Genomic DNA, 20316 nt, shown 5'->3' with positions numbered 1-20316 from the left:
ACAAACTACAAAACGTGGAAAAAGAGATTATAAATCGTGTTGCGAACAGCAAGCTGGAAGTTTTGGACCTGGAAGATTATTATCCACAAGGAAAAAGACAATTGTTGGATATTAAAGACTGGCTTTTTGAAGGTTTTGTCCTGCGTGAAAAAGACTTTAGGGAATATGTTAAACAACACTCTTGGTCTCAATACCAAGATCAATACATTGCCTTAACCTGCTCTACAGATGCCATAATTCCGGCTTGGGCTTATATGCTTATTGTTTTGGAACTGGAATCCATATCCAAGAAAACCATTATTGGGGATTTGGAGCTGTTGGAGACAGCCATTTACCAAGACATAATCAATCAATTGGATGTAAGCCCTTTCAAAAATAAACCTGTGATCATTAAAGGTTGTTCCAACAAACCTGTTCCAAAAAATGCTTATTTAATGATTACAGAGAAACTAAAGCCCGTTGCAAAATCCATTATGTACGGAGAAGCTTGTTCTTCTGTTCCCTTATTTAAACAACAAAAAACATTATAGATATTCATTTCAATTTAATTGATTACATTTATTTATTAATTCATTTTTTTTTGATAAATGTTATGTAACATCTATATTTGCAGGCTTTTATAATTATTTAATCCATAAAAACTCTTAAAAATGACTAAAAAATTACTTTCAATCTTGGTTGTGGTATTTACTATTTCAGCTGGATTTTCTCAAACAAAAGAAGAATTAAAATCTGAGCAAAAAGCTAAGAAAGATTCTATTAGTGCTATTCAAGCACGTGTAGACGACCTTCAAAAACAAATAGACACCTATCCAGGCTGGAAATTTGGTGCTTTTGGTACAATTGGTGCCAGTTTCTCTAACTTTAATAACTGGTATGCGCAAGGCTCTCCTAACAATTCTGCAGGAAACATTAGCATTACAGTAAATCCTCATGCTAAATTAGATAGGGACAACTATTTTTGGTACAATACGGCAAACATTAACTTAAGTTGGGTAAAGTTTGATGATAAAGACGATCCAAATGACGATGATAATTTTAGGGAGTCCAGCGATGTGTTTAACGTAACCTCCCTTTTTGGTTATAAAATAACCAAAAGTTTAGCTGCATCAACCTTGGCTGAATATAGAACAACCATTATTAAAAACTTTAACGATCCTGGATACTTGGATTTAGGTGTTGGTATTACTTGGACACCAATCGAGAATTTGGTTGTTGTGGTTCATCCTTTAAACTATAACTTTGTTTTTGCTGATAACGATGCTATTTTTGAATCATCTTTGGGTGCTAAAGTAGTTGCTAACTACAACCGTTCATTTGGAGGATTGAAATTTAACTCAAATCTTTCTGCATTTATGAGTTATGAAGATTCTGATTTATCAAACTGGACTTGGATCAACTCTCTTAGTTATACCGTTTGGAAAGGAATTGGTCTTGGTTTTGAGCTAGGTTTAAGAGACAGTAAGCAAGAAGCGCTTAATTATGCGTTGGGCCAATGGGATGGAACAGGTACTGCACCAGATTTCGACAATGTTGATAATGCTGTACAGGTTTACACCACCTTTGGTTTAAGCTATAATTTCTAAACAATATTAAAAAAAAGGCGCCAATTGGCGCCTTTTTTATTCTTCTTCGTTATAATCCGGATACAGGAAATGGTTGTACGGAAAACGTGTTACGTGAATTTCCCGAACCTCATCATAAACCCGTTTTTTAAAGTCGTCCATATTTTCTTTGTTCAAAGCAGAAATAAACAAAGCATTGTTTCCAACCCGGTTCATCCAGGTTTTTTTCCATTCTTGTATGGTATAATTTGCTTCGGTTCTTTCGGTCTCGAGATCGGTTTCATCAAAAGGTTCCGGCTTATAGGCATCTATTTTATTGAACACCATAATGGTTGGCTTGTCTGAACTATCAATTTCTCCCAAAATTTTGTTTACAGATTCTATGTGATGCTCAAAATTAGGATGTGAAATATCTACAACATGAAGCAGTAAATCTGCCTCACGAACTTCATCTAAAGTACTTTTAAAGCTTTCAACCAATTGAGTGGGCAACTTTCTAATAAACCCAACTGTATCACTTAATAAAAAAGGCAGGTTTTGAATCACCACTTTTCTAACGGTTGTATCCAAGGTTGCAAACAGTTTGTTTTCGGCAAAGACATCGCTTTTGCTAATCACGTTCATTAAGGTAGATTTTCCCACATTGGTATAACCTACCAAAGCAACACGAACCATTTTACCACGATTGCCACGTTGCACAGCCATCTGTTTGTCAATGGTTTTTATTTTTTCTTTTAAAAGTGCAATTTTGTCCCTAACAATACGTCTATCTGTTTCAATTTCTGTTTCTCCTGGACCACGCATTCCAATACCTCCTTTTTGTCTTTCAAGGTGTGTCCACATTCCTTTTAAACGAGGTAGTAAGTATTCGCATTGTGCCAATTCCACTTGTGTCCTGGCATAACTGGTCTGTGCTCTCTGTGCAAAAATGTCCAAGATTAAATTGGTTCTGTCCAAGACTTTACAACCCAAAATTTTACTGATGTTACGTTCTTGTGCAGCAGACAATTCGTCGTCAAAAATGGCTGTACCAATATCATTTTCACTAATAAACACCCTAACATCTTCAATTTTACCTGTGCCTATAAAGGTTTTAGGATTGGGCATATCCATTTTTTGAGTAAACCGTTTTACTACTTCACCTCCTGCTGTATAGGTTAAAAACTCTAGCTCATCTAAATATTCCTTGGATTTCGCTTCGTCTTGTTCTTTTGTTACAACTCCTATTAAAACAGCTCTTTCTAATGCTATATCTTTCTTTTCTATCATATATGTTAATAAAGTACAAAGTTACGTAATTGTAAGCATTTTAATTTTTATATTTTTAAATCCTCAAATACGTTTAAACTAAAGACACAAGGTTGTCAGGTTTCACCAATTTTCACTAATGCTAAAAAACATGCACAGTATTGCATTTTACAATGTAGAGAACTTATTTGAACCTTTTAGCGACTTGTCCTTAACAAGAGATAAAAAATGGACAGTAAAACGCTATCTTGAAAAATTAAACAATATTGGTTATACGTTGTTCGAAATAGGGAAGGCTGAAACTGATAAACACCCTACAATTATTGGTTTAGCCGAAGTTGAAAATGAAACCGTTTTGGAAGATTTGATTCAATCAGCACCTTTAAAGGGCTGTAACTACAATTATGTTTTTTATAAATCTAGGGATGAACGAGGCATAAATATTTCTTTGTTGTATGATTCTGGATATTTTAAAGTTGAAAGCTCCAAACCCTATTCTTTTGAATTGAAAAATGCTTTTGGAAAAACAGAATACACAAGGGATATTTTACTCATTTCAGGCTTTTTAAATACTGAGAAAATTTATTTGTTAGTAAATCATTGGCCTTCTAAACGAGAAAACGATAAAGAAACGGAATACAAACGCTTGGCTGCATCACATAAAGTAAGTGAGATTCTCACTTCCATAATAACTAAAGATAAATCAGCTAGGATTATTGTTTTAGGGGATTTTAACGATAATCCCACTAGTAAGAGCGTGAAACGTTTAGTAAATCAGCACAAATTACAAAATCCTTTTGAAGCACTTAGGTCTTTTAGTCGAGGTTCAACCATCCATAACAAACAATGGCATTTGTTTGACCAGATACTTTTAACCACTTCTTTTTTTAATGTTGAAAAAAACAGTTTATCTTTTAATAGCGCTAATATTTTTGATGCAGCTTTTTTAAAGAATTCTGAAGGCAAGCATAAAGGCAGTCCAAATAGAACGTTTCAAGGAAACAGATATCATGGTGGATATAGCGATCATTTTCCAGTGTATATTGTCTTGGGCTAGAGTTATAACACGAAGATTTGCTGAGCAATTATTAATCCTTTCTTCTCGCAAAGACACAAAGATGCAAAACTGGTTCCTGGCAAAAAAACTAAATAGCCTGTAAAATTACCAAAGCCAGAACCACACAAGCTATTGGCAATAACCAAAGCATAACCATAGAATAGTTAGTCCCTTTCTTTTTAAGCATTTTGGCATTTAATACTTTACGTTTTCTGCCAGCATATTGAATCCAATTTTTAAAGAAAATAAAAACAGCTGCCAAAACAAACAAAAACCAAGCTTTATCCTGAGACATGGTATCCATGTTCATTTGATTAAAAAAACCTGCAAAAAACGCACCTAACACCAATAAAATAGCTACTTGTAAAATAGAGATATACAAGGTAGCCATTTGATTTGCTTTTTTGCTCTTAGCTTCCTTATAGTGTTTAAATACGTTGAAGAACAATGCGTCGAAAAGTGTCATAAAGAATGTGGAGATAAAAATTAAAAAAACCTGCCAATGTTTCCCATTGGCAGGTTTTAATATATGAAAGTCCATAATGGACATTTGGCATATAATACCATTAACCACCGAAATAATTAATCTTCTGAACTACAGGTTCTTGATGATTTAAAATCGATGAAACAATGGCTAAAATTAGTTAGCCAATACTTTGTAGTTATCAATTTGATAAGCACCATCCAAAGTGGTATCTGTACCAGAACCTGTAACTTTAAAAGCTACATACACAGTACCGGAATAAGCAGAGATATCAATTAATCCTGAATCCACAAACTCGTACCAAGAATTAGCTTGAGAAGGTAAATTGGCTGAAACCGGCTCCCAAGTGGCACCTAACACATCAGAACCATCAAAATCTGTAGAAACAAAAATCTCTAAAGTATTATCTGGTGATTCTAAATGGTGTTGTGCAGCTTCAAAGTTCACAAAAACGTTTTCTAGACCAGACATATCGATACCAGGAGTTACCAACCAAGCAATGTTGACTGCGTCTCCGGAGTTGTAAGTGCTGAATTCTGTATAGCCATTGCCTGAGAACGTTTTTTCTCTCCAAACCCATCCACCTGCTTCTGCAAAGTTAGTCCATCCTGGAAAGTCTAAATTGGTATTGTTTACAGCTGATTCAAAATCTTCTTCAGCGACAACAGTGAAATCGTTAATGTCCAAAGGTGTACATCTATCATTGTTAAACATTACATCATCTGTAGTATTTAAAGCCAATACAAGTCCTGAACCATCGTATGTTTTATTAACTACAGCAGCAATAGAGCCATTTTTAACTGGTAATAATTCGTCTCTAAAAGAGGCAAAGCTACTTGTTTCCAATTGGAATGTCGAGTATGAAAACCCTTCACAAGATTGTAAAGTTCTTTTGGTATCAAAATCTTGAGATGGATCGAAATAACGTTTTCCAATTAAATTGTCTGCAAATTCTGCATTATCTACTTGAACAAATAAACCTACATGGCTAGCGTTTATTTGAGAAAAGGTAAGATTAAGTGGTACAATTTCTTCAGTAACTGTAGATCTAAAAACGTGTGAATTTGTTTGAATAGTTCCCAAACTGGTTACAGTTGTTCCGTATTGGTCCGTTTCTGTGCCTCCTCCAATTGTGATAACACCATTTTCTATACGCTCTTCACCAACATAAAGATCTTTTAAGCTAACATATACTTCTCTTCCAAAATTAAATTGGTTGTAAGTATCCACTTCGTTTAAAATAACCTTAATAGCAATGGTTGGGTTTGAAGGACTGTCTTGAATAAAAAATTCTTTAAAGAAATTTCCTGTTTTATCAGAAGAAGACACATAGCCTTTCACATAAATATTGGTTTCAATAAGAACAGCTGCATTATCTCCTGGGTCTGGCTCTGTAAGATACATTTGTTTTAATTCTGCCATAGAGACTTCTGTTCCAGTAGCCAATAAATTATTTAATGCTGTATTCTCTTCATTTCCCATGCTGCTAGGAACCGAATAATCGTCGTCTTGTACACAGGAAACAATGGCAAAGGTTACCATTAATCCCAGTACTATTTTTAAAAATTTATTTGTTTTCATGATTAATAATTTTTAATTAATTTTTTTCTTTTTCTTTTTTTAGAATCTAAAGTTAACATTTAAAAAATAAGTGGTTCCACGTCCATACCAATATTTTGGACCGAAACGTCTTTTTGGATTTGAGTTGTCTTCCAATAACTGTTGGTAATTGGCAGATCTTCCTTGTTCAAAACCACCTGTTTTATATACTTCGTCCAATAAGTTATTGACACTTGCAAAGAAGCCAATGTAATAATCTCCTATTTTCCACGATTTTCCGCCTGTAAGGTTTACAACCATATAATCGTCAAACTCTTCTTGTTTCAATAACTCTCTAGCGATATCTTCATTATAATCGTTAAAAGGCAAGCCATCACTATCTTGATAAAAGTTTTCTGTTCTAGTTATTGGGCTCACGTCCACATAGGTATTTGAGAAAAAGTTAGCTGTAGCTCCAAACCACCAATAATCTGGATCTCTATATTCAAAACCTACAGAATATGCTTGTTGTGGACCACCAGCCACCTTATAATCTTTTAAGTTTGATTTAAAAGTTCTTGTTCTATCAAAACTAGAGGATGTTAAGTAGAGATTTGGATTATTATCATAAGTATATTGACCCACAGAAGCCACGCCTTTTAATTTAATGGTTGGTGTTACTTGAGCTTCAAGACCTAATTCCCCTCCAATGTGTTTTTTATCAACACCATATAACACTTCTTGAACAAAGGCAGATGTTTCGTTATATTGTTGAATGGTACCTGTTATCCCGTCGGCATAGTAAAAGGCAATTTCGTTGGCATCTTCAATTTTAGAATAAAACCCTGTAAGTTTTGCTTTTACAATTGGGGATCTAAAAATATAGCTAATATCTGCAGACGTTATTTTTTCTTCAGTAATATTATCTACTATGCTATTATTTTCTCTAGAATTGGAAAACGTGTTTCTAATAGTTGGAGCTTTGGTAATATAGCCTGCATTAACATCTATTAAATGTTTCCCGGTAATTTTATAAGTAAATCCACCTTTAGCTCCAATACCTGTAAAGTTTAATTTTTCACCTTTCCCTAAAGATTCATTTCCTGGATATGCGCTATGTTCCCATAAACCTTCTCTTTGGTAAGTAGTGCTTGTTAAGCTTCCAGAGACATAAAAATCTATTTTATTGTATTTAAATTGTGCTTGGGCATATCCAGAGCTTACAGTAAATTGCGTGTCATCGCTTCTGTCTTCATACAAGACATAGGCACCAGGTTCTTCGCCATTAACAGGAATGTTATTGGTAAGGTTGGCATCTAAAATGCGTTCCCAATCTATTTGTCCATTATTGATAAACTCTTGCTCTGCCAAATATGCGCCAGCATAATCTGGACCATCAGCATCTGCCAAGAAGTAACTAGGCAAATTTTGATAATAGGCTGGACTTGGGTTGGCTCCTCCTGCATAATCCAAACGGCTGTTTCCTATTTTACCAAATTGGTAACCTACGTTTGTGTTTAAGCTTGTTTTGCTGTTAATATCCCAATAATGGTTTAACATTAAGATGGGCTCTTCTACTTCTTTTATACGTGAGTTTTTCTTTTCACCATCTAGCCATCCCCAATATTCGTTGTAGCGAATCCCTTTTAGATCGTAAACTTCTTGGGTGTTTGGAGACGATTTCCCTCTACGGTTTGGTGTGTAAATAGAAGTGAAGTTTAAACTATGTTTTTCGTTTATTACTTTTTCCACCGAAGCAAAGAATGAATTGGCATCGTACAGAGTAGCATCTTGATAGCCTTCGTTACCCCAACGTCTTCCAGCCATAAAAGTGAAAGCCCAACCTCCATCTAATAATCCGGAAGCATAGCTGGCCATTACTCGGTTTGTATAACTTCTATTAGAAGAAGAGTATGTAACACGTCCACCTTCTCTATATTGAGACGCTCTAACAATCATGTTAGTAGTTCCCAAAACACCACCAAAGTTATAGCTAGAAGGCTGCAAACCTGTTGTTAACTCTTGGTTACGCAACACGTCGTTCAATCCTCCCCAATCACTCCATTGAGGTCTTCCGTCGTACAATTTGTTCATCTCGATTCCATTAATTAAAACCGAACCGTTCTCAGAATCCAATCCTCTTACTTTAAAGAAAGAAGAGCTAAACTCGAATGCTGCAGTACGTTGAAACACATCTTGAGACGATTGTAATAATCCTGAAATATTATCCAGGCCACTATCGTCACTATCCAATTCATCGTCTGTTAAAGTAATGGTAAACAAATCTGCTTCAGAAACATCTTTAGTTAAGGTCATATCTGTGATGTTAACAGTTTGCCCTTGGTTAACCACTATTGGATATCTTTTAGAGATATATCCACTTTTAGAAATGTGCAACACTTGTTCTCCCAACGGAACTTGTTCTAAAAATTGAAACTCACCGTTTTCATCAGTTTCAACAGATAGCACAGTTCCTTCAACAGTTACGGTTACACTTGGAATAGGTTCAAAAGAAATGGCCTCTGTGACACTTCCCTTTACAACAGTTTCTTGGGCCACTGCTGTAATAGTTGAAAAAATTCCTAATAGAAAAATAAATAAACTTTTTTTCATACTTGAATTTATAGTTAATAATTTAATTTGCGTTAATTTATCATTAATTAAGGCTTGCAAATTTACATTATTTATAATAAATATCTACTTTTGGCAGAACATTTGTATTAACATAACTATAACATAACATACAAGTAAATGAAACATTTAAAATTAGGGCTTACGGCTATGCTATTTATTGCTTTTATAACTGTAAACGCCCAAGAAAAGAAAACATTTAAAATCCATACAGTTGCCTTCTATAATTTAGAGAATTTGTTTGATACCATTAACGACCCTAATAAAAACGATGAAGCCAGTCCTATCATGGAAATGAAAGGCGATATCCAAGAAGTGTACAAAAAGAAAGTGAGCAATATGGCTCGTGTGATTTCTGACATAGGTACAGATGTTGCCCAAAATTCACCAGTTATCATAGGTGTGTCTGAGGTTGAAAACAGGGAAGTGATGGAAGACGTTGCCAACGATCCTTTACTATTGGATAAAGATTATGGCATTGTGCATTACGACTCTCCAGACCGTCGTGGTATTGATGTTGGATTGTTTTATCAGAAGAAATTTTTCACCCCTTTACACACCAGCAGCCATGAACTGATAATCTTTGACGACGACAGCAGAGAACGTGTTTATACTAGAGACCAACTGCTAGTTAGTGGAAAACTGGAAAATGAAATGATTCATATTATTGTAAACCACTGGTCGTCTAGAAGTGGTGGAGAGGCAAGAAGCAGACCCAAACGTGTTGGTGCAGCAAAACTTAGTAAAAAAATAATAGACTCGTTACAAACCATTGATCCTTATGCTAAAATAATTATCATGGGAGATTTTAATGACAACCCAAATAATGCGAGTATCAAAGACGTTTTAAAAGCAGAAGAAGAGAAAGAGGATGTAAAACTAAAAGGTATTTACAACCCTTATGAAACCTTTTTTAAGAACGGAATGGGAACAACTGGCTATAGAGATAGCTGGAGTTTGTTTGACCAAATTATGATGACTCAACCTTTTTTGGAAAAAGATTACAGCTCTTTCAGGTTTTATAAAGCTGGAATTTACAATAAAAACTATTTGGTGAACAAAAGAGGTAGATGGAAAGGCTATCCGTTGCGTAGTTTTGCAGATGGTGGATTTACCGATGGTTTTAGCGATCATTTTCCGGTATATATTTTCTTGATTAAAGAAATACAGTAAGGACAGCTGCTTTAATAAGCTTTTAAAATCCTTCCTGGATAACAATAAAATAGTTGCTGGTTTCTGTGTTATTGAGTTATAAAATGAAATTCCCAACAACTTAATTTCCCAATAACTTTGTTATTTGTATTAAAAAAGACGCTTTCGTTCAAAATGAACGAAAGCGTCTTTTTTTAATTGATGACTTTTCTTTGCTATGCCAACCAAGTGTTCCAAGGGATTCTTGATAAAAACAAGACCAGCGCAATGGCATAAAACACTGAAATGGTTTTAAATTTCGCATTGGACAACAGTTTCTTTTTATGCTTGGAGTACCCAATAGTAATTAACACGATAGCAATAATGTTTATTAAAGGATGTTCTACCAAATACAATCTGTCCACAGAGTTTTTCATAATCTCTCCCATGCCAGACTCACTGAACAAACTAAACCTTGGAGATACAAAATAAAGGATGAATCCCAAAAGCAACTGTATGTGGGAGACAATTAAAGCGAACAAAGCAATTCTAAAGTCCTTGGCTTCATATTCCTTTTTACCTGCCAGTTTAACAATACTATTAATAACTGCCAACACTAATATTAAAAGCACTAAATAAGCCCAATAAGAGTGAAGTATTTTTACCATGTTATACATATCTATACGTGTTTTATTGATTAAAACACAAATGTAGTCATTATAAACACATAAAAAAACCTCTTCAAGATGAAGAGGTTTTTAAAAATATTATTTAAATAATACTAGAAGTTAAAACGGATACTTGTGTTCCAAGTTCTTCCGTAACCAAAACGTCCCGTATTGCTAGTGTTAACACCTTTGTAGTTTTCTTCAGGATTTAAAGAAGCTGCAGTGTTTCCATTAACAGATTCCAAATATACCTCGTCGAAAATATTGTTGATATTCACTCTAAATTGCAATGAATTTCTATCATCTTTACCTACTAACATTTTGTAAGATAAGCCAGCGTCTACCAAATCATAAGAAGGCATAGCAATTGTAGCTTTGGTTAAAGATCCTGTAGAATACATATCGTTGTACCAGTTCCAAGCACCATCCACGCTTAATCTTGGTAAAAATTCATAACTAGCATTGATTCCTGCAGTTACCTGAGCAGCGCCACCAACATTAAAGCCATCTATTACCACTTCTATATCTTCACCAACTTGGTCTCCATTATTATCAAAAGTTTTTTGAACTCCATTATCTTTAAATTGCCAATCTCCTAAAGAAAGGAAACCATTAACTCTTAAATTATCAAACGGTTGTGTAAATACTTCCAATTCAACTCCCATATGCACTTGTTTTACTCCATAAGTTTGATAACTTAAGAAATCGTCACCTTCTTCACCGTTACTTCCTAAAAGTGTTCTGTTAGCCCATGTAGTATGGTACAGGTTTAAATTGGCTTGAATACGTTCACCACCAAATTGATAACCAGCTTCTAAACCAGTAATCTCTTCATTTTCAACTTCTGGATCCAATAATTCATTACTTCCTCTATCATCCTTATATAAATTATCATGGAAAGGTTGACGGGAATAAAAACCAGCATTTACAAACACTTTGTGCATGTCTGTAATGGTGTAAGCAGCGCCAACCTTAAGATTATATCCAATGTTATTTACTTTGTCTCCCTCTTCCCCTTGTCCTGGAGTTGATGTGTTTAAATACTCGGTTCTAACATGAGATTGGTTAGATAAGGCACCTTGGAAAAAAGCAGATAAATTATCTTTAGAGTATTCTAATTGTGTAAAGATACCAGCATAGTTAATTTGCTCTTCGTAATCGTATCCAAAGCGTTGTAAGTGGTCTGTATTTGGGTTAAAAAACACATTCCAAGGATTGATTCCTCCTGCTTCGGTTAAATAATAGGTTTCACCACCACTATAACCTGAACTAGCACTTACAGAATCTACAGACAAAAACTCTCTTACATCTCTAAAATGAATACCGTTATACAAACGTACATCGGCTCCTACGTTAAAGTTTAAAGTCTCCGTTAACTGGTTGTTGTAGTTAGTAACCAAACCATACCAGTTGTGGTTGTTGTTTGAACCTCTTGCATAAGTTACTTCATCTCCCGATGTTCTTGCTTGTGCGAAAGAACCTCTACCCATTGAACCGTAAAGTACAGTAGAAAGCTCAGATTTATCGTTAATAGTCCAATCCCAACTTAAGTTAGCTACTGGTTTGTGGTAAATATTTCTACCTCCAGGATACACACCTCCATGTAAATTGTTATCACTATCAACACCAGTAAAATTCCAAGAATTATATCTTCTCCCATTGTCTAAAAAGTCTTGAATATCTCCACTTCCTGCAGCAGCATGCCATTGTGGCGCACCAGTTAACATAAAGTTTAAGGCGTGATTATCGTTTGGTTGATACCCAACAGAAATATAATAGGTTTGTCCTTGACCTTGTGTATAATCTACATAACCATCACCTTGCCAGTGACCAAACAACACGCCTAAAGACCATCCTTTATCATTTACTCCAGTAGAGTAATAAGCAGTTGATTTAATATAATTGTCGTTTCCAACCATTTGTTGTACAAAACCACCTTCTCTTCTATCTATGGTTTTTGTTACAATATTAACCGTACCACCAACTGAAGAAATAGCAAGTTTGGAAGCTCCTAAACCACGTTGTACTTGAACAGCATTAGCTACGTCTAAAACACCAGACCAGTTAGACCAATACATTTTCCCGTCTTCCATGCCGTTAATTGGTTGTCCGTTTAATAAGAACGCTGTGTTTGTTTGGTCGAAACCACGTAAAAACATTTGACCGTCTCCAAAACCACCAGCTTGTACACTTTGTACAGAAGGTGTTTGTTTTAACACTTCTGGTAAATCTGAGTTACCAGCTTTTTCTCTAATTTGATTTGCTGTAATGGTAGAAACAGCCACAGGCGTTTTTCTATCTTCAGCTAAATCGATTACACCACTACCAATAATAACCACTTCTTCTAACGTGTTATCTGGCTTAAGGGTTATGTTTCCTAAATTTGTGCTTCCACTAAATTTAACAACCACCTTGGTATAACCAACATAAGAAATAACAATTTCCCCTTCGGTTGATTGGGTCATGATAGAGAATTCACCATCAAAATTTGATGACACACCATTGGTAGTGCCTTTTTCAACGATGTTGGCACCAGGAAGTGGCGCAGCCATTTCAGCATCCATAACAGTTCCTGTTACAACTGTTTGAGCCATTGAAAAAGCAGTAAACATTAATGCTCCTGCTAAAAATAATAATCTTGTAATTTTTTTCATTGTATTAAAAAGATTTGTTTTAAATTTTTTGCAAAACTACGCTTAATTAATTGATAAATATTATCTAATTGTTAAGAAATTTTGTTGTTTGAAGATAAGGAATAAATAAGCTATTGACACTTTTTCAATGAAAAAGCTATTAACATGTTTTTCAACATGTTTTATGTTAATTTCTTATAAAATTGTAATAATTTTGAAGTAGAAGCATCTAGATTATCAAAGCTGTTTTTTTGCATTTTTTCTAAAATATTTCCAGCTAATTGCTTTCCCAATTCCACTCCAAATTGATCGAAACTAAAAATATTCCAAATAACACCTTGTACAAAAATTTTATGCTCGTACATGGCAATAAGTTTTCCTAAGCTCTCTGGTGTTAATTTATGAATGAAAATGGTATTGGTTGGTTTATTGCCTTCAAAAACCTTGTAAGGCAAAAGGCGTTCCATTTGTTCCTTTGGTACGTTTTGATTTTGCAATTCTTGTAATACAGCTTCCTTTGTTTTTCCAAATAATAAGGCTTCGGTTTGGGCTATAAAATTGGAAATCAATTTGTCCTGATGCGCTTTGTTTTTATGCAAGGCGTTTGCAAAGCCAATAAAATCGGTTGGAATAAGTTTTGTTCCTTGATGGATTAATTGAAAAAAAGCATGTTGCGAATTGGTGCCTGGAGTTCCCCAAACCACACCTCCTGTTTGATAAGAAACATTTTTTGAATTTCTATCTACCGATTTTCCGTTGCTTTCCATACAACTTTGTTGCAAATATGCTGAAAACTTATTCAAGTATTGCGAATACGGAATAACGGCTTCGGTTTCGGTCTTAAAAAAATTATTGTACCAAATACTTATTAGGGCTAAAACAACTGGAATATTTTTTTGAAATGGTTCTGTTTTAAAATGGGTGTCCATTTTATTGGCACCTGCAAGCAACTTATTGAAATTTTCAAATCCAATTGCAAGACTTATGGAAAGTCCAACAGCACTCCAAAGTGAAAACCTGCCACCAACCCAATCCCAAATAGGGAATATATTGTCTTTATTTACACCAAAAACCTTAGCTTTTTCGGTATTTGTTGAAACTGCAACAAAATGTTGAGCAACGTTTTCTTGACTAGCAGATTCTAAAAACCATCTTTTAATAGTATTTGCATTTGTAAGGGTTTCTTGTGTGGAAAATGTTTTTGAAACCACTACAAACAACGTGGTTTCTGGGTTCAGTTTTTTTAAAAGCTCATGGACATGATCGCCATCTATATTGCTTATAAAATGGGTGTTTAAATGATTTTTGTAAAACTCCATGGAGCTAACAACCATGGCTGGACCTAGGTCTGAACCTCCTATCCCAATATTGACAATATCTGTAAACGGTTTTCCTGTGTACCCCTTTTTAGAACCATTAACAATACTATTGGTAAAGTTTTCTATATGTTGTTTTACTTTAAAAACTTTAGGGACCACATTCTCTCCATCCACAAAAATTTCATCGGTTTCCTTAGCTCTTAAAGCTGTATGAAGTACTGCTCTTTGTTCTGTTTCGTTAATTTTTTCTCCAGAAAAATAAGCTTTTATGGCAGTTTCCAGCTTAACTTCCTTTGCCAATTGAAACAATAAGGCTAGTGTTTCTTCGGTTAGCCTGTTTTTAGAAAAATCCACATAAAAATCTTCCCATTCAAGGGATAGTTTATTTGCTCTATCTGGATTTTGTTCAAACAGCTCTTTCATATGAACCTCTTCCATAGATTGAAAATGTACCTGAAGTTTTTTCCAGGCATGTGTAGATGTTGGATCAATCTTTGGTAAGCTCATAAAATTAATTTACCTGGGTAATTAACTTATCTGAAGGTGTTTTAGCTTCAAATTCTATCTGGTCCAATTGCACTTTTATAGGAGCAATATATTCTAAATACCTGGATTTTAAGCTATCTGAAATAGGTTCTGCTTCGGGTAGTTTTTCACGAAACGGATCGACCTGTTCCCCATTTTTCCAGAACCTGTAGCATACATGTGGCCCAGAAGTGTTTCCAGTCATTCCAACCCAACCTATCACATCGCCTTGTCTTACATATTGTCCCACTTTTACATTTTGTTTTTTCATGTGCAAATATTGGGTTTCGTAGGTAGAATTATGTTTAATTTTCACGTAATTACCATTTCCTCTTGTAAAACTGGATTTGGTAACGGTTCCATTGGCAGTGGCACGAATGGGTGTTCCTATATCTGCAGCAAAATCGGTTCCTTTATGAGGCCTTATTTTGTTGCCATAAAGCGCAATTCGTCTTCTTAGGTTGTATCTGGATGAAATGCGTTTGTATTCCACTGGAGCTTTTAAAAAGGCACGACGAAGGTTATTGGCTTCTTCACTAAAATAATCTTTGATTCTTTTAATGCTATCGGTTTCAAACTCAAAGGCATAAAACGGTTCGTTTTTATGTTCAAAAACTGCAGCTTTAATGTTGTCTATTCCTGCATAAATGGTATCGTCTATATATTTATCTGTATAGATAACTTTAAACCTGTCGCCTTTTTGCAGCCTGGTAAAGTCTATAGTCCAAGCATAAATGTCAGACATTTTGTATGCCAATACAAAACTGATACCTTGTTGGGCCAAAGTTTCAGAAATATTACTTGTGATAACTCCTGAAAGTTCCTTTTCTACATATTTTATAGGTTTTCTGCTGGTGTAGGCATGAATGGAATCCTGAAAATTCAAGACAATGTATTCTTCCCTATTTGGCTGGTAAATAAAGCATTTAGGTTCTTGCAGTGAGTCTTTGGTACAAAGAATGGTATAAGGTTTCCCTATTTGAAGCTTTCTTATATCGAAACTATCGCGTGCTTTCTCAGCAATTTGAAATATTCTGGGATAACCTATGTTGTTACGTTGCATGATTTCGCCAAAGCTGTCTCCAGCTCTTACGGTATCTCTTTTAACGTGAAAATCGTTTAGGTTGAAACCAAATTCATAAACATCTTCAATAATTGGCTCTACAACGGCCAATTCTTCTTCAATAACTGGCGATTTTTCATTTTTGCAACTATTTAAGGTTAAAATAATTGCAAAAAGCATTAGACATTTTCTCCCCAATCTTTCAATTCTTGTTCGCTCCATAGTTCTGGAAAAAATATTCTTCTTTGATATTTTGGATGCATGTATTTTACCCATTCACTTCCTCCTGTTGCTTCAGCTGTTTTTCCTCCTATGTTCAAATAGTGGTTTGCTGTATTGTAATGTGCCATGACCCATGTTATGTTTACAGTGTAATCGTAATGACGCATGGCCTTAATTAACTCTTTATCTTCCCTAACTTCCTGTGGCAGCTGCTTAAACTTGGTCCACAAATTATTAGTGTTATAGAATTTGGCAAATCTAATAAATTCATCTTTGTATCGTTCTTCAAAAACTGTTAATAAATAAGATTTTTTGCCTGTATTGTAGTCTTTTCCTGCTGCTTGCCAGTACAAATGGTTAAAAGCATGTTCAAAAGAGGTGTTTCTATCTATGGTTGCCCTAAACCTGTTATCTATCAAGTTGATAAGCTCTGTGGAAGCAAATTCAATTTTTCTGTATTGTGCACTTTGAAACCCACTTGCTGGTGTTAAGGTGTTTCTAAACTTGTTGTATTGCTCCACTTCCATACCATCTTTCATGATTTCGAAAGAAGATGTTAGCATGTCAAAATATCTGCTAATTCGCATGAGCTTGTTGGAGAAGAACGCAGCGTCCAGGTTTTCATTTTTTGCCACTTGGTCAATTTCCCACAGAATCATTTTAAACAGCAACTCGTTAATTTGATGGTACATAATAAAAACCATCTCATCTGGCAAAACCGTACGTTGGGTTTGAAGGTCCAAAAGGGCATCTGTTTGAATGTAGTCCCAATAATTTATGGGTTTGCTATATAATAACCCTTTTAAGTGAACTTCCAGGTCTTGCCCAAGATCATCGAATTTTTCTTTTAATTGACTGGTTAATTCTTTATTTAATTCCATTAATCTGTTACTAATATTTTAAATGGGTGTTTTAATCCTTTAAAAGCATCCAGATCGGCTCTTAAAGAGCCAACAGCTAGATCTGCTTGGATACGTAAAGGTACTTTATTTTTATCATTTGAGACCCAAAGTGTCAAACTTTCTTCTTCTTTAAACACCCTTCCTGCCATTACATATGGCCTGAATTTTAGTGCTCTTATTTTACCAAATTCTGTTGTTATGGTTTCTTTTCCCAAATATTTTAATTTAAAGCCATAGTTTTCGTCGTCAAAAAACATATCCACATGCACTTCGTTTCCAATTTGTAAATTATCTATGTCCAGATTGTCCCTTAAATAATAAAAAGTGGAAATCATATCTTGAATATTCGGTTTGGTGTCGAATACTTTTTTTCTGTTGTGCTTGATATTGTTTACGTAGGCTTTATGGTTGACTTGATCAAATTCAATTTCTATGTTTTTGGTATGGCCACCTTCATTGATGTCCCTAATAAATTTATAGGGTTTAATGTCTTGTTTATCGAAATAACTCTCATACCTGTCTTCCACTTTAAAAAACCATGAGATGGCTCCTGTTGTCCAACCTTTGCCAACCACATGATACACTGGTTTGTTTTTATAAACGGTTTCGTTAACCGTGATGGTTGCTTCCCCAGCTTTTAAAAACCCGCTATAACTCATTTCAAACCGAAACCACTCTCCATGACCAAAAGAGCTTTCTGTCTGAACAAATTTGTTACCATTTATTCCAGATTTGTTTTCGCTTTGGCCAAAAACGGTTTGCAATATTAAAATGGATAAGAGTAATAGAACTGTTTTTTTCATAATTTATATATCTGTAAATGTAACTTATTGAAACCTATTTTTTTGTTTCAACCTTTTATTTACAATTACCATTCCAAATGTATGAAACAAAAAAACTCCATCAGAAAATTTGATAGAGTTTTTAGGTTTATTTTAGTTAAATATTTGTTATAATGTGCCTCTTAATTCCTGTTCGCGCTCTATAGACTCGAAAAGAGCTTTAAAGTTCCCAGCTCCAAAACCACGTGCTCCCATACGTTGAATGATTTCGAAGAAAAGTGTTGGCCTGTCTTCTACTGGTTTGGTGAAAATTTGTAACAGATACCCTTCTTCATCAGCATCAATCATGATCCCTAAATTTTTTAAGGTTTCAATATCTTCACGTAGTTCGTGACTAAATTCATCCAAACGTCCTGGAACAGCTTTATAATACTCTTCTGGTGGTGTTGATAAAAACTCCACACCTCTGGAACGTAAATCGGAAACGGTTTTTATAATATTATCTGTAGCTACAGCAATATGTTGTACTCCAGGACCTTCGTAAAAATCCAAATATTCTTCTATCTGCGATTTCTTTTTTCCTTCGGCTGGTTCGTTAATTGGGAATTTAATTCTTCCGTTACCATTGCTCATTACTTTACTCATTAATGCTGAGTATTCGGTATGGATTTGTTTGTCGTCAAAAGACAGAAAATTCACAAAACCCATAACATCTTCGTACCATTTAACCCAAGTATTCATTTCTCCCCAACCTACATTTCCTACCATGTGGTCTATGTATTTTAAACCTGTAGGTTCTGGGTTGTAATCAGATTTCCATTCTTTAAAACCTGGCATAAATTTGCCTTTATAGTTTTTGCGCTCCACAAACATATGAACAGTTTCTCCATAGGTATAAATTCCAGCACGAACCACTTCGCCATGCTCATCTGTTTCCACTTTTGGTTCAATATAGGATTTGGCTCCTCTCTTGGTAGTTTCTTCATAAGCACTTCTGGCATCTTCAACCCATAGAGCAACCACCTTTACGCCATCGCCATGTTTTACTATATGATCGTTTATAGGTGATTTGCTGTTTAAAGGCGTGGTTAAAACCAATCTAATTTTATCTTGTTTTAAAACATAGCTAACCTCATCTCTAGATCCTGTTTCCAGTCCTTTGTAAGCATAGGATTGAAATCCGAATGCTGTTTTATAGTAATGTGCTGCTTGTTTGGCATTCCCTACATAAAACTCTACATAATCTGTTCCTAATAATGGAAGGAAATCTTGGGCGCCTTCAAATATTTTTTCCAATCCGTATTCTACTGATTTTATTTCTTTACTCATTTTTTTAATGTTTTTTAATTATCCAACCAAGATTTATAGTAATCTTCGTCTGCTATTTTTAATGCTTCTTCTGTGATTTTTAAAGGTTTAAAGGTGTCTACCATCACTGCCAACTCGTCTGTTTTTACTTTTCCAATACTTCGTTCTGCTGCTCCTGGATGTGGCCCATGAGGAATACCTGCTGGATGCAAGGAAATGTGTCCAGCATCAATATCATTTCTGCTCATAAAATCGCCATCTACATAGTAGAGGACTTCATCACTATCAATATTGCTATGGTTGTATGGAGCAGGAATGGCCAACGGATGATAATCGTAAAGCCTTGGCACAAAACTGCACACAACAAAGGCATCTGTCTCAAAAGTTTGGTGTACTGGAGGTGGTTGATGGATACGACCTGTTATGGGTTCGAAATCGTGAATAGAAAACGCATAAGGATAGCTGTAACCATCATAACCAACAACATCAAATGGATGTGATGCGTAAACCATTTCAAAAATATCGTCTTGTTTTTTAACTTTCATCAAGAAATCGCCATTCTCGTTATAGGTTTCCAATTCTTGAGGCTGACGAATATCCCTTTCACAAAAAGGTGCATGCTCCAATAGCTGTCCAAACCAGTTTCTATAACGTTTTGGGGTATAGATGGGCCTTCTGGACTCCACTATAAACAACCTGTTATCTTCTGTATCAAAATCTATTTTATAAATGGTTCCTCTAGGCACCAATAAATAGTCTCCATATTTAAAATCCAAATTCCCAAGGTGAGTACGCAATTTTCCTGTGCCTTTATGGATGAAAATGAGCTCGTCTGCATCGGAATTTTTATAAAAATAATCTGTCGTAGACTGTTTTGGAGCAGCAAGAATGATGCTGCAATCGCTATTGGTAAGTACTGTTTTCCTGCTTTCCAGGTAATCGTTTTCCGGTTTTATTTGAAAGCCTCTAAACCGATAGGATTGAATGCTGTTTTCTTTGGCTATTTTTGGCGCTACGCTATACTGTTTTTTGATAGCCTTAACCTGTGTTGGTCTTTGCTCGTGGTATGAATTTGTTGACATTCCGTCGAAACCAATTGTTCCAAAAAGCTGTTCGTTGTAAAGTGTTCCATCTGGTTTTCTAAACTGTATGTGTCGTTTAGGAGGTATGTTTCCTAATTTATGATAAAATGGCATTGGTTTTAAAATATTATGGGTTACTTATAAAAGGGTTTGAGGG

At 35.0% G+C, this 20316-nt stretch carries 16 protein-coding genes; 4 read left to right on the top strand and 12 right to left on the bottom strand.

All coding sequences use genetic code 11. From position 1 onward, the window contains the following. Positions 1 to 14: 14 nt before the first annotated feature. Positions 15 to 530, top strand: coding sequence for a DUF2480 family protein (locus AACY93_RS09295; RefSeq protein ID WP_286852932.1), 516 nt, complete (start codon positions 15 to 17; stop codon positions 528 to 530). 120 nt (positions 531 to 650) lie between these two features. Further along, on the top strand, positions 651 to 1586 hold the full coding sequence (locus AACY93_RS09290; RefSeq protein WP_286852933.1) for a DUF3078 domain-containing protein: 936 nt from the start codon (positions 651 to 653) through the stop codon (positions 1584 to 1586). Between the two features lie 36 nt (positions 1587 to 1622). Here the strand turns inward: AACY93_RS09290 and hflX are convergent, their stop codons facing one another. Continuing rightward, the gene (gene hflX, locus AACY93_RS09285) at positions 1623 to 2834 is read right to left on the bottom strand and encodes a GTPase HflX (RefSeq protein WP_286852934.1); all 1212 of its coding nucleotides are present in this window, start codon (positions 2832 to 2834) and stop codon (positions 1623 to 1625) included. Positions 2835 to 2964: 130 nt separating this feature from the next. Between hflX and AACY93_RS09280 the strand changes: the two genes are divergently transcribed. After that, the gene (locus tag AACY93_RS09280; protein ID WP_286852935.1) at positions 2965 to 3870 is read left to right on the top strand and encodes an endonuclease; all 906 of its coding nucleotides are present in this window, start codon (positions 2965 to 2967) and stop codon (positions 3868 to 3870) included. An 88-nt stretch (positions 3871 to 3958) separates the two neighbouring features. Here AACY93_RS09280 and AACY93_RS09275 read toward each other — a convergent pair whose 3' ends face one another. The 3 genes from AACY93_RS09275 to AACY93_RS09265 form a co-directional block, all read right to left on the bottom strand. Beyond that, entirely contained in the window at positions 3959 to 4411 is a 453-nt protein-coding gene (locus tag AACY93_RS09275; protein ID WP_238307538.1) for a hypothetical protein, read from the bottom strand. Between the two features lie 99 nt (positions 4412 to 4510). Continuing rightward, positions 4511 to 5935 (bottom strand): DUF5689 domain-containing protein, encoded by a 1425-nt coding sequence (locus tag AACY93_RS09270; protein WP_286852936.1) that lies wholly within the window; start codon positions 5933 to 5935, stop codon positions 4511 to 4513. A 39-nt stretch (positions 5936 to 5974) separates the two neighbouring features. Further along, positions 5975 to 8506, bottom strand: coding sequence for a carboxypeptidase regulatory-like domain-containing protein (locus tag AACY93_RS09265; protein WP_339611790.1), 2532 nt, complete (start codon positions 8504 to 8506; stop codon positions 5975 to 5977). 138 nt (positions 8507 to 8644) lie between these two features. Between AACY93_RS09265 and AACY93_RS09260 the strand changes: the two genes are divergently transcribed. Then, on the top strand, positions 8645 to 9697 hold the full coding sequence (locus AACY93_RS09260) for an endonuclease/exonuclease/phosphatase family protein (RefSeq protein WP_286852938.1): 1053 nt from the start codon (positions 8645 to 8647) through the stop codon (positions 9695 to 9697). A 194-nt stretch (positions 9698 to 9891) separates the two neighbouring features. Here AACY93_RS09260 and AACY93_RS09255 read toward each other — a convergent pair whose 3' ends face one another. The 8 genes from AACY93_RS09255 to AACY93_RS09220 all read right to left on the bottom strand — a co-directional run bounded on the left by AACY93_RS09255 (position 9892) and on the right by AACY93_RS09220 (position 20273). After that, positions 9892 to 10332, bottom strand: a complete 441-nt coding sequence (locus tag AACY93_RS09255; protein ID WP_007646915.1) for a hypothetical protein — start codon at positions 10330 to 10332, stop codon at positions 9892 to 9894. 104 nt (positions 10333 to 10436) lie between these two features. Next, positions 10437 to 12977 carry a TonB-dependent receptor gene (locus AACY93_RS09250; protein ID WP_286852939.1) on the bottom strand — a complete coding sequence of 847 codons (2541 nt, stop codon included), beginning with the start codon at positions 12975 to 12977 and terminating at the stop codon, positions 10437 to 10439. A gap of 161 nt (positions 12978 to 13138) precedes the next feature. Further along, positions 13139 to 14782 carry a glucose-6-phosphate isomerase gene (gene pgi, locus AACY93_RS09245; RefSeq protein WP_286852940.1) on the bottom strand — a complete coding sequence of 548 codons (1644 nt, stop codon included), beginning with the start codon at positions 14780 to 14782 and terminating at the stop codon, positions 13139 to 13141. 4 nt (positions 14783 to 14786) lie between these two features. Continuing rightward, entirely contained in the window at positions 14787 to 16043 is a 1257-nt protein-coding gene (locus AACY93_RS09240) for a peptidoglycan DD-metalloendopeptidase family protein (RefSeq protein ID WP_286852941.1), read from the bottom strand. Then, on the bottom strand, positions 16043 to 16966 hold the full coding sequence (locus tag AACY93_RS09235; protein WP_007646922.1) for a tryptophan 2,3-dioxygenase family protein: 924 nt from the start codon (positions 16964 to 16966) through the stop codon (positions 16043 to 16045). Before AACY93_RS09235 ends, AACY93_RS09240 begins: the two co-directional genes overlap by 1 nt. Continuing rightward, positions 16966 to 17790 (bottom strand): DUF3108 domain-containing protein, encoded by an 825-nt coding sequence (locus AACY93_RS09230; protein ID WP_286852942.1) that lies wholly within the window; start codon positions 17788 to 17790, stop codon positions 16966 to 16968. Before AACY93_RS09230 ends, AACY93_RS09235 begins: the two co-directional genes overlap by 1 nt. A 147-nt stretch (positions 17791 to 17937) precedes the next feature. Next, a complete protein-coding gene (gene hppD, locus AACY93_RS09225) occupies positions 17938 to 19098 on the bottom strand; it encodes a 4-hydroxyphenylpyruvate dioxygenase (protein WP_286852943.1) in 1161 nt (386 codons plus the stop codon). 14 nt (positions 19099 to 19112) lie between these two features. Next, positions 19113 to 20273, bottom strand: a complete 1161-nt coding sequence (locus AACY93_RS09220) for a homogentisate 1,2-dioxygenase (RefSeq protein WP_287005692.1) — start codon at positions 20271 to 20273, stop codon at positions 19113 to 19115. Positions 20274 to 20316 lie beyond the last annotated feature (43 nt).

The organism is uncultured Xanthomarina sp., from assembly GCF_963971605.1.
Classification (GTDB): Bacteria; Bacteroidota; Bacteroidia; order Flavobacteriales; family Flavobacteriaceae; genus Xanthomarina; species Xanthomarina gelatinilytica.
The sequence above is the reverse complement of the archived record's forward strand: the minus strand, read 5'-3'. Positions and strand labels throughout refer to the sequence as shown.